This window comes from Arthrobacter sp. CAN_A2, from assembly GCF_015752045.1.
In the GTDB taxonomy this organism is placed as follows: domain Bacteria; phylum Actinomycetota; class Actinomycetes; order Actinomycetales; family Micrococcaceae; genus Arthrobacter_D.
Genome location: NZ_JADOUS010000005.1, coordinates 1 through 12,071 on the forward strand (window position 1 = coordinate 1; position 12,071 = coordinate 12,071).

The window sequence follows — 12,071 nt, forward strand, 5'->3', positions numbered from 1 at the left end:
TCAAGATGAATGCTTAGACACACTCATCTCAGCAGGGCCACGAGCTTCTTGCTATCTACGACACGAGACCGCTTCCCCACCAACCGTGAAGAGCCCATAAGCTGGACAAACGTTGTGGAACCCTGTGGATCTTTCATTTTCTCAATCACCTGTAATTCCGAATTTTGCGAGATCGAATCCGCCCCCGACCAGAGCACCTACGTCTCCTGAGCGTATTAGCGCCCTTCCGTTCACGCCGCTGCGAAGCCCGGACAAAATGACAATGTGCTGGTCGCGTAGATTCTCATGACGCCGCCATTCGTCCGCCACGCGACGTCGGAGACCACTGTCTCCCGATTCCAGGCATCGGGAGCACTACCAGCGCGGACGGCAAAGCAATCGATGCCGGCGTGTGCGGGCCCTCGTCTACGTGAAGCGGAGTTCCTGGGCTTGAGCCCCGCGTTCCCAAGCCCAGCCGGCGAGGTCCTTGGGCCCTTGGGTTTCGAAGAACCCGTCCAGGGCCTGCTCCGCCACTCCGGCGGGAACCTTCACTCCCTGGGGCACCCAGCCCGTCAGACCATGCGTGTCCAAGGCGATCGATACTTCATCGTTCTGGTGCGGAACACGAGTGAGTACTGACAATGTCTCAGGGTCTCGACCGTCCGAACCGATGTGGACAACGAATCCTTCCGCTGCATCACCCCAGGCCTCGAAGCGACGGTGACCGAGAACTACGACGAACCGGCCATCCTTCAGACTCTCCCAGCGTCCTAGTTGCGAGAACGCCCGTTGCTTGGCGTCCGCGACGCTGTCGATCGCCTCTCCGGTCACAACCCAGGTGGACGGTGAAGCCTGATGACGACGGTTGTATCCGAGGAAGGCGAGTTCCTTCCCGATGACGTATCCGATGGCGGACACCGGAACGGACAGGAGGGCAAACCCCCGCCAGGGGGCAGGCGCCAGGAGCAACAGAGCCAACTCAGCAAGAATTACACCGTAGATGAGCCATGCCGGCCCGCGGATGCCCGTACGAACGCCTACAGCGCCACTGATCAGTAGCCCCGCTCCCACTACTACGATCGCCGGCCTAAGCGCCTCGCGCGGCACATAGCCGACCAGCAGAAACACCAGCAGGACCAGGAGGATCGCGGGAATCAGCAGGCGGAGCCAGAATTCACGGGACTCGCCTGAACCACGCAGTCGAGCAGATTTACGGTTGTCCATCAATTTCTCCGCGTCTCAGTTTCCAGCAACGAAAAACTTGGCAACATCCAGTCCTGACCCCGTCGTCGTTCCATAGAGCGAGGAACGTACCAACGCCATCGAGTTCGGGCCGCCGCTCGCAAGCCCCGACAACGTACTGACGTTCGTTCGTGCCGCTTGCTGGAGTGTACTGGATGAGCTGGGTCCGCCAGGTAGGTAGGTGAGAACACCGCCGGTAACCCCCGACCACCCTACGTCGGCCCATGTGACTGCTTCCCCGGAGATGAACTTGTCGGTCACGGTACCCGCGATCGCACCACCACTTCCAAGCGCAGTGGTTGCTGCCGCAGCCTGAAGTGTAGGCCTGGCGCCTGCGGCAGTGAGATTATATGCGCCATGACCGCCTGCACGGGCCAATGTCCCACCAGCAGGTCCCGCCAGCCCGCCCACAGCGCCGCTCAAAGTACCGCCAGCTACGGATCCAGCAAAGGACCGCCAGTTGTCGACTCTGCCCCCGTTCTTGATCAGATGAGTCGCAGCGCCACCAACAGCGCCAGCTGCCCCATTGACACCCGCATTCACGGCGACGTAGCTGCCGAGCCTCGAAGCCGATGACGCCGTAGCAGCGGCGGCCCGCCCGGCAGTCAGCGCCCCGCCTCCGAGCAGCCCGACAGCCCCCATCGCGGCGGACTGCGCCCAGTTGACGTCGCCGGTGGTGGCCTTCTGGATGACGACGTCGGCGCCGAAACTCATCAATCCCATACCTGCGATCTGCCCGCCCGGGACGAACATCAATGCTGCGCCAGCCACGAAGGCGAAGCCGCCGACGAGATACGCGTTCTCGTCCGCCCACTTCCCGACCGCGGCGACGGCTCCGCCAGCACTGCCGTCGTAGGCCGTGAGCTCTTTGTCGGTGAGGGGCCGCAGGCCGGTGGGGTCGGTGGTGTTGAGCGGGTTGTTGCCCGCGTAGGCGTAGGGGTTGCCGTCCCACCCCGCGCCCAGGACGGGGGCCAGCGGGTCCGTGGAGAGGAAACCCCTCGCCCTTGGGTCGTAGGCGCGTGCGCCGAGCCACTCCAGACCCGCGATATCCACCCCGCCGTGACCGGTCAGGCCGACACCCGCCGGGAGTCCACCAACCGGCCCGGCACCAGCTCCGGCCATCCCACCTGCCATTCCGCCGGGTGCGGGGTCGGGGATCGCGGGGGCGCCGATGACGGCCCACGGGTCGGCCTCGTCGGTGGGGCGGGCGGCCCGCCACCCCGACGCGGCCCACGCAGCTCCGATCCCTGTCACACCACCGGGCAGGGACAGCACCTGCCCACCACCACCACGTGCGATGCCCGTGGTCCCGGCGAGGGTGGGGATGAGGTTCGCCGTGTCCCACCACAGCTGGACGCCGTCGACGCCGGCGAGTTCGCCCAGGGCATCGACCCACAGTTCGTGCCGGGACGCGACCTCCCCGTCGGGGGTCCGCTCACACATGCCCGCCAGATAGCCGGTAGGACCCCACGCGTATTCGGTCCAAGAGCCGTCCACATTGATGAGCCGGGTGCGACGGCCCAAGCCGTCGTGGACGAACTCCACCCGGGCACCATCCGGACCCGTCACGGCGACGAGCTGTCCCGCGGCGTCGTACTCGAACACCCGCGACCCCGCCGGAGTGGCCTCGCGGACCAGGCGACCACCGGCGTCGCACTCCCACTCCGACATTGCTGCCGGAGCGTCCGAGCGACCGACCGCAGTGGTGACGGTAGTGGTGGCGGCGATCAGCTGCCCGGCTCCGTCGTACCCGTACCGGGTGACCGCCCCGGCGCGGGTCAGGGCCGTGATGCGGCCGTCGTCGTCCCTGCCGATCAGCGTCACATCCGTCCCACCGGCATTGGCCGAGTTGTCGGTACGGCTGTGTTCGGCGAGGTCGCCGCCCCGGTAGACCCAGGTCTGGGCGAGGTGCCCGGCGGTGACCTCGGTGAGGCGCCCGGACGCGTCGTGGGTGAACACCGCGTCCCCGAGCAGCGGGTTGGTGACGGTAGTGAGGCGTCCGGCACTGTCGCGGGTGTAGGTGGTGGTCGTGCCCTGGGTATCGGTGAAGGCGGTCCGGTTCCCGTCGGCGTCGTACACCCAGGACAAGCCCTGGTCGCCGCGGGTGCGGGAGGTGAGTTGGCCGCGCCGGTTGAAGGCGAGTTCGTGCTCCACGACCAGCCCGTCACCGCCGGCCCCGGCGCCGGCGTTCCCGGTGTGGTCGGTGATGACCACCCTTCGGTTCATGGGGTCGCGGTGGATCGCGGCGAGGAGCCGTCCGTCGACGCTGGTGAAGGCTTCCTGGCCGGCGGCGTCGTACGTCCAGGAAGTGGTGTGCCCGTCCGGGTCGGTCTGGGACAGTTGCCTTCCGGCCGGGTCATAGGTCGCGGTCGTGACCCGACCGAGCGGGTCCGTGACGGAATCGACCTGGTCGGAGGCCGTGTAGGTGCGGGTCGTGACCCCGCCCAGCGGGTCGGTGACCCGGACCAGGCGTCCCCGGGTGTCGTAGTCGAACCGGGTCTTTCCGCCGACCCCGTTGATGGTCGAGACGAGTTCCCAGGCCGCGTTGTAGGTGAAGCGGCGGGTCCCGTACCAGGTGTCCTGGGAGTAGGTCAGCCGCCCGCACGCGTCGTACCCGTACCGGGACACCCCCTGGCCCGGGGCACGGCGGGAGACGAGCCGCCCGCACGCGTCGTAGGTGAAGGTTTCGACCTCGCCCGTCGGCAGGGTCCTGGACGTGGTGCGCTGATCGGCGTCGTAGCCGAGTTCCGTGACAGCGCCGGTCGGGTCGGTGGTCTTCCAGGGACGCCCGCACCCGTCGTACTCGTACCGGGTGATTGCTCCGGTAGGAGAGGTGATCGAGGTGATCTTCCCCGCCACGTCCCGGCCCAGGATTGTCAGCCCGCCCTCCCCGTCGAGGAGTTCCACCGGATTCCCCGCCGCGTCATAGGTGACCAGCTCCGCGGACCCGTCCACGCCCTGGACTTTCGTGGGGCGCCCGTACTCATCGAACGTGTAGGTCGCCGACGCGAACGCGTCCGTGATCGTCGCCGTCCCCGCCTTCCGGTCCGTGGTGGTGTCGGTGCGCACCCCGGTCGGGTCGACGACGGCCGTCAGGGCCCCGACCCTGTCGTACTCGCGCACCCAGTCGTGCCCGGCCGGATCCGTGATCCCGACCAGCCGGGACAGGGTGTCATGCGAGAACCCCCAGCGGGCGCCATCGGGCAGGACCGCCCCGGTGACGTTCCCGAGCTCGTCGACCACCCGCTCGATGGTCCGCCCGAGGGGGTCGGTCGTGCGGACCATCTCGCCATTGGGCGCATAGTCCAGACTCGTCCGTCCCCCGTCGGGGGCGATCGACGCCGTCACCCGGCCGGCGTCGTCGTGCTCGAACGCCCACACCGCCCCGTCGGGGTCCTCCCGGCGGACCAGCAGACCCGCACCGTCGTACACGAACCGGGCCTGTGCCCCGGACGGGCTGATCGCCGTCACCGGACGGCCCGCCTGGTCACGGACGATCCGGGCGACATCGCCGACGGCGTTGCGGGTGCCGATGAGGTCCCCGTGCTCGTCGTACTCGAACCCGATGCTCACCCCTACCGGGTCCGTCACCCGCACCAGGAGCCCGTCCTGCCAGTCCAGCACGGTCCGGCCACCCAACGGGTCGTGCACCACGCACGGATCCCGGGTGAAGTCGTCAGCGTAGTCATACGTGACCATGGACCCGGTCGCGGTGACCAGGGTGCTCAGGCGGTCGTGCTCGTCCCACCCGTAGGTCAGGTCCGCACCTTCGGGCGTCACGGTGCGGGTCCTGCGGCCGCGGGCATCGTAGCCGTGGACCGTGACGGAGCCGTCGCGCTCGGTCAACGCGACGAGGTTCCCGTGGGCGTCGTAGGCCATGGATTGCCGCCGGTCGTGGGAGTCCAGCACTCCGACAAGGCGGCCCTTGCCGTCGGCGACCCAGGAGTTGGAGCGGGTGCCGTCCTCATCGGACACGGCGGTGACCCGGCCCGGCAGGTACGCGAATCGGATCCGGCGCCCGTGCTGGGTGAGCTGCAGGACGACCCGGCCGTGCTCGTCGTAGGTGTTCTCCGCCTCCAGGACCCCCGCGACGGACACCACCGCATCGATCAGACCGGCCTCGTTCCACCTGTAGGTGCGGGTCCCGGTCTCGGTGGTCACACCGACCAGGCGGCCGGCGTCGTCGTACCCGTACTCCACCCTGCGCCCGTCCGACGATCGCACGACGGCGGCACGCCCGCCCGCGTACTCGATGTCCAGGAAACGCCCCCGCCCATGCGACAGGCGCGTGACGAGTCCGGTCGCGCCGTCGACCGGCGCCTCCCGGGTCACGGAGACGGTGCGGCCGTGACCGGACCCGGTACCCACCCACACGCCGGCCGGGCTGAAGGCCCACCAGGCACCCTGATTGTCCCGGACGACCAGGAGCTCGACCGCGCCCTCGGGCAGCGAATCCAGTTCGGCCAGGTCGGCGGCGGTCGCGGGCTCCCGGGCAAGCCAGTAGTTCTCGCCCACGGCCCGGCCCCAGGCGTCCCCGGCGCGGGGGAAGTCCATTGCCCGCCCGTCGGCGAGCACCCAGCGGGCGCCCTCGTCCGTAACGCTCAGGTGCTGGTCGAGGATGGAGGCCCACCCCGGGCCGAATAGGCCCGGGCTGTCCAGACCCGAGGCCAGCGAGTTGTACATGCGTGAGAGCACCAGGTTCGAGGCCAGACCCAAGAACCCCAGATCGGTCTCCGGTTCGATGAAGTTGCCGGTCGCGGTGTTCACCGGATCATTCGCGTACCCGGTGGTCGGCGCCGCCCCGTACGCGGTCGGCGGGTCGATGGCCAGCGCCGATCGGGACGCACTCACGCCGGCAGCCGCCAGCGCCTCGTTCAACGCCGCGTCCGAGACGGTCGAAACAGTCCCCTCGCCACCGGCGGCCGCAAACGCGTCAGCGATGGTGCCCGCCCACACCGCATCGTTCTCGTTGGCCCGCAGGTACTCCCGGTACGCGCTGATCACTCCCGAGGCCTCGATGGATCCCCACGAGCAGCTGGAGGCGAAGGAGGACAGCTGCCCCGCCAGGGTGCCTGGAGCCGCAGACAGGCCCTCGTCCAGGCCTCGATAATCGGCGGCGAAGGTCCGCAGGTTCTCCGGCCGCGCCGAGGACGTCCCGCCCCCGTACCCGCCCCCGGGCCCCGGCGTCTCCCGGGAGCCCGTGGACGCCGTCGCCGACTCGAACGAGGGGGCTTTCCCCGGATCCGCGTTCGGCCGCTCCTCCTCCCCTGCGAAGAAGTCCACGATCCTGTCGCCGACGTTCCGATCGTTGTGCTCGCGCACCCACTCGTTGTTCGCCCGTCTCCGGGCATCCTCCTCATGGCCGGCATCGATCATCTTGCCCACGTACCCCGCGACCGTCCGCAGGGCAGACGCCACCGCAGCCGCGTCAGTGGCCGCAGTGGTTGCATTGGCCTGGAAGACGTCCGAGAAACGTCCCTCGAAATCCTCCCTGGCCGCGGAGACGTACGAAGCCCGCGTGCCGGACTGGTTCTCGATCCGCGTCGCCGCCGACTCGAACGTCCGCTGCACCGACCCGGCCACCACGTAACTGAACCGCCCGCCATTGGACGCATCAGACTCCGGCAACAACGGCATCTCGACGAATTCGGTCACAACCAACGCCCCCCCCAGGAACAAGAACAACAGCAAGGAAAAACCATCGACCACACAGGCAGACACCCGCATGGGAAGAGCACGAGGAAAAGAGACCTTCAAGAAACAGGGCCGGCGCCGAGAAAACTCCGGACCCGGCAAAAAACCCGAAAAACCCAAAAAACCCGGTCCGGGAGAACCCAAGGCCGGGAAACCACCATTGCGTGACGGCCGGGTGACCGCACCCCTCACACGAGGGGTGCGGTCACCCGGACCTCATGGCAGCGAATACGTACTCAGGCTCCGCCGCCGGCGGAGAAGATGTCCTGGGAGATCTTCTGCAGCTGCGTCCGCAGCTGCTCCAGTTCCTCCCTGGCCTTATCCAGCGCGGCCTTCGTCTCCGGCCACGTCGAACCACGGAACTGCTGGGCCAACGGCCCGTCCCAGATGTTCGGATCGGACAGGATCTTGCCCTGCGAATCCAGCGCCGAGATCTGATCCGTGAAACCACCATTGATGATCGACTGCACCTGACCGATTGCAGCCTTCGCTTGCTCGGTAGACAACACACGCGACATAGAAAATATCCTCCCCAAGAGACAACCGCTTCAATGCCGGTACAACAACTGCCGGCGAGCGGACGCACGTGACGCTACCAATAGCACCCCATAAAAGCCACCATCACCACCGCCCCCACCTCACACCGCGACAAAACCGTCCGATAAGAACAACGGACAGTGAATATGTTCGCCCGTGCGTATGATGCTCGAGGCACCGAACGGAATTGGGGACGATCATGGCCACACGGTCTCGCACGCACCGGCACCACCTGAGACGCCGCATCGCGCCGGTGCGAGGGCTGGGCGCCTTCATCGTCGCTGCGGGGCTGATCGCGACGACGTCGTGCACGCCCACTCCCGAGCCGGAGCCGGTGTCCGACCCCGTCAAACTCCTGCAGCACGTCCGCGTGGGCCTCTCCCCCGCTGCCGGCATCGAGACGATCGAAGGAACCACCATCTCGGTGACCGCGACCGGTGAATCCTCCGCGGAGAACACGGACTACAGCACCGCCGACACGGTCGGCGACCTGCCGGTGCGGGTGAGCCTGCAATACCGCGCCGGGGGGAAGTCCGGTGCCGACCTCACCGAACTGCAGGGCCACACGGGACCGATCGAGATCGACCTGACCCTCGAGAACCTCACCGTCAGGCCAAAGACCATCGAGTACGACGCCGCGGGCCAGACCCGCTCCGACACCGCCCTCGTGGGCGCCCCACTGACAATCGCCGCATCGACGAAGCTCGACGGCGTACGGGCCGATGACGTCACCCCGGGCTCCGCGGACGGCGCGACCGGCACCAACGGCGTCCTGAGCAGCACCGAGGACGGCGCCACCGTGGTGCAGTGGGCCACGGTCCTGGCTCCTCCCCGCTCCGGAGCGAGCACCACGCTGCGCCTCGTGGCCGACGTCGAGGACTTCCAGGTCCCGGCCTTCGATCTTGCGGTGCAACCCGGCCTCAACACCGATCTGAGCGCGGACGGCGTGATCTCCGGTGCCTTCTCGTCGGGCACCGGTTCGGAACTCGACCTGCAGCGGCGCACCATCTCCCTGGTCTCCGACGTCAACATCGTGCTGACCAAGGCAGGAGCCACCATCACCGACGTCCGGCAGAACCTTGAGACGACCTCCGAGACCCTGGGTGTCGAGACAGCCGGTGAACTGCGCGACAACTCCCAGGCCCTGGCCCGGACCATGCAGGACCTGAAGGAGCAGCTGCAGGTCCTCGGCACGGATCTGGAATCCGCGACGAGCTCGACGCAGTCCACCACCCTGTCCCAGCTGCAGCAGACCGTGTCCGCGGTGGACGCGATGCTGGGCGACACCTCGGCCGCGCCCACGACGGTCCCGATCAACGGAGACGGCTGTACCGCCGAGGTTCCGAAACCCGGGCAGACGGCCACCGTGTACTCCAGCATCCTGGTCATGGCGGCGCAGCTCGATGCCTATGCGAAGGTCAGTGCGGGCTGCCGGGACATCGTGGCGGAGTCCCTCAGGACCACCGTGGGCCCCGAGAACCCGACGCCGGAGGAGTGCGCCAAGCAGGGCTCCGTGACCTGCGCCCTCCGCGGCTCTGCCGTGACCGTCACCGTCGCACTGCTGGGCCTGGTGGCGAAGGGCGACGCCCTCGTCGAGGACCTGCAACCGCAGATGATCGAGAACGCGATCACGGACCAGGCAACCTCCGCCGCCGCGCTGAAGCAGGTGAGCATCGATCTCGATGCGCTGCTCGAGAGCGCCGCGGCCGCCGACGACTACACGACGGCCCTCGCAGAGGTGAAGGACGCGATCGAGGACGCCCGCGACTCCGTCACCGCGACCCGCGCTGCCTCCGGGGAGGCCCGCGACAGCATCGACGGGCTACGGCAGAGGCTGATCGCCATCGGTGAGACCGCGACGGCTGCGAGGAGCGAGCTGGTCGACGGCTCGGGAGGGGACGGCTCGATGCTGCAGCAGAACCAGGAGCTCGCTGATGAATTGTGCGACCTGGCCGACGGCGACTCCCCGCGCAAGGGTCGGCTTTCCGACGACGACGCGAACCAGCTGCGCTCCTACCTGACGTCCACGCAGTGCGAGCCGACCGAACCCGAGCCGACGCCGACGCCGACGCCGACCGATCCTGAGCCGACGCCCACCGACCCCGAGCCCGAGCCCAGCGAATCCGCGACGGACGAGCCCACGCCGGCATTGCCGACGCCCACCGGATCCGCGACGGACGAGCCGTCAACGGACGACCCCGTAGCGGGCGCCACGATGGACCGGGTCATGCACGTCCAGTCGCCGGTACGCGTGCTGCCTGTGCTGGACCTGATCCCGCTGCGCGACTTCGAGGATCCGCTGGACGTCCGGCTCCGCGGGCAGGAGACCGCCTGGGATTCTGTCCTCGACGCCGTCGACACCACGGACCCCGACGAGGAGATCGCCCAGTCGTTCGACGCCCTGGACATCACGATCGACGACACGGATGCCACGCTGGACGCGGTCGACGACGCCGTCACGGCGCTCGACATCGCCGCCACCGCAGACGTCACCAGCACGAAGGACGAACTCGACGCCCTGAAGGTCTTGCTCGGTGAAGCGGTCGGGTCCTCCGATCTCGTAGGGACGACGCTCACGAAGCTGCAGACGCAGCAGGACGAGCTCGGGGTCAAGATCAAGGAGTCCCTGCGCGACGTCTCGGCCGAGACCGCCACCGAGATCTACAAGACCGTGGACGACCAGGTGCGCGAGGTCGCCGAGATCGGTGACGCGGGCTCCGCGTCCGTGATCACGGCGTTCGACCGCTCCATCTCCGGCCTGAAGGCGACCTCGGACGAGGTGGTGGCCGACGTCGGAGGGACAGTGGACAAGCAGCGGGACGAACTGGACCAGCGGGGCGACACCCTGGCCGCGAGCCTGGACAGGAGCACGCAGTCCTCACTCGCGAACATCGCCTCCAGCACCTCGGGCTCGACCCGCGATGTCGAAGGCGCCAGGGCCCTGCTGTCCTCGAGCCTCAACGACGTGATGCTCGACCTCGGCGACCGCACGGTCAACGGTTCCGGTCTGCTCGGCTCCATGGCCACGAGCGCGGCCAAAGCCGACACGGCCGACTTCCAGCTGGCTCTCGCCTCCCAGAATGCGGAGGGATACAGCAACATCCGTTCCCGCGACGTAGCCGGGCTGCTGCTGCGCCAGGCGCAGTTCAAGGCCTCACTTGCCGCCGTCGACGAACTGCCGCCGTTCCACCTCGAGGTGCCGGAGGGCGCAACCTCCCAGACCCTGTACACCCTGACGATCGTTGCCGGCACATGAGCTCGCGCACCAGACTCATGACGCTGCTCGTCGCCGGGGCCGCCGTCGTCGTCGTGGCGCTCATCGCCCTGGCCGTGATGCTGAACCGCCCGGCGGAAGCCATCCGGCCCGATCCGGTGGCCGCCACGGTTCCCGTCGCGCTGGACGCCGAAGGCCTGCCCCAGGACCTCTCGATCGGCGTCGTCCTGACGTTCGGCCAGTCCGGCGAGCCCGGCTCCGAGTACAACCAGGCCGCTCAGGGCGCAGTCGTCGCTGCCCAACGGTTCGCTCAGGGCGGCGCCGCCGTAGCCCTCCTCACCCAGAACGACCGCGGCACGAAGGACGGAGCACGCGCCGCGGTCCTGGCCCTCGCCGAACAGGGCGTGTCCGGCGTCGTCGTGGCGAGCTCGGGACCCCAGGCCGAAGCCGCGGCCCGAACGGCCGGGGAGCTCGGCCTCCCGGCGATCCTGCCGTACGCACAGCCCGCGGAACCCTCGGCGTCCCTCTGGACCACGATGCCGTCCGCCACCTCCGTCGACGTGGCCCTCCGGACCGCGGTGAACGGGAAGGCCGGCGTGCTGCTCGTCAACGACGGCGGCCCGGCCCCCACCTCGGTGCCGATCGCACAGACCCTCGACCTCGCGGATTTCGACGACGTGACAGGCCTCGCCCAGGAGGCCGCCATCCTCACCGGTGACCAGCAGCGCGCACCGGACGCCCCTATGGTCAGCGGGCCCCTAGAGGGCGCCGGTCGCGCGGACGCCGTGATCGTATCGGCCGCCACCCCGCAGCGGCTGGCCCGTCTGGTCCAGGCACTCCAGTCCCGCGACGTCTCCGTACCCCTGGTCCTCCCGGACGGAGCGACCGCCCCGGCTTTCGCCTCCGCGCTCTCCGAACTCGACGGAACCGCCTCGGGGCAGCTTGTCGGCATCGCACCGTCCGGAGGCGACAGCGCCGCCCTGCAGCAGGACGCCCAGGGACGCGGGATGTCCGCCTTCCTGTCCGCCGTGCGCCTGGCGTCGGGTGACACGGAGGTCAAGAACCTGACCGGCGACGCACCGTTCTCCGTCGACGCCTGGGCCGCGGACCCGGCCAGCCACGACGCCGTCGTCGCCCTGGTGCGGGCTTCCGCCCTCGCCGGCAGCGGCGACCCGTCGGAGGTCGGCGAGGCACTGCGCACCATCTCCCTCGGCCCGGGCGAGGGCCTGGCTGGGCCGCCGCTTGATTTCTCGCGGCCCGAGGCACTCACCGCCAAGGCCACGCCGGTCTATGCGTCCCCCCAGGACCTCGGCCTGCGCCCGGCGGACGAGGACGCTCCGCGGCTCGTCTGGGTGCCGGCGCCAACGCCCACGCCGACAAGCCCCTGACCGACCTACCCCGGCCA

Annotated in this window: 5 protein-coding genes; 2 read left to right on the plus strand and 3 right to left on the minus strand. The window is 68.8% G+C overall.

Features of this window, described 5'->3' with window-relative positions; genetic code table 11:
• Positions 1–405: 405 nt before the first annotated feature.
• The 3 genes from IWX63_RS07385 to IWX63_RS07395 all read right to left on the minus strand — a co-directional run bounded on the left by IWX63_RS07385 (position 406) and on the right by IWX63_RS07395 (position 7,433).
• Positions 406–1,203, minus strand: a complete 798-nt coding sequence (locus IWX63_RS07385; protein WP_199277531.1) for a hypothetical protein — start codon at positions 1,201–1,203, stop codon at positions 406–408.
• A gap of 15 nt (positions 1,204–1,218) precedes the next feature.
• On the minus strand, positions 1,219–6,876 hold the full coding sequence (locus IWX63_RS07390; protein ID WP_199277532.1) for a DUF6531 domain-containing protein: 5,658 nt from the start codon (positions 6,874–6,876) through the stop codon (positions 1,219–1,221).
• A 275-nt stretch (positions 6,877–7,151) separates the two neighbouring features.
• The gene (locus IWX63_RS07395; protein WP_199277533.1) at positions 7,152–7,433 is read right to left on the minus strand and encodes a pyrophosphorylase; all 282 of its coding nucleotides are present in this window, start codon (positions 7,431–7,433) and stop codon (positions 7,152–7,154) included.
• A 218-nt stretch (positions 7,434–7,651) separates the two neighbouring features.
• On the opposite strand from IWX63_RS07395, the gene IWX63_RS07400 reads away from it, so the two are divergent.
• Both IWX63_RS07400 and IWX63_RS07405 read left to right on the plus strand, forming a co-directional pair.
• Positions 7,652–10,708, plus strand: a complete 3,057-nt coding sequence (locus IWX63_RS07400) for a hypothetical protein (RefSeq protein WP_334685715.1) — start codon at positions 7,652–7,654, stop codon at positions 10,706–10,708.
• Positions 10,705–12,054, plus strand: a complete 1,350-nt coding sequence (locus IWX63_RS07405; protein ID WP_199277534.1) for a hypothetical protein — start codon at positions 10,705–10,707, stop codon at positions 12,052–12,054. The genes IWX63_RS07400 and IWX63_RS07405 overlap by 4 nt, the downstream gene beginning before the upstream one ends.
• The last annotated feature ends 17 nt before the right edge of the window (positions 12,055–12,071 follow it).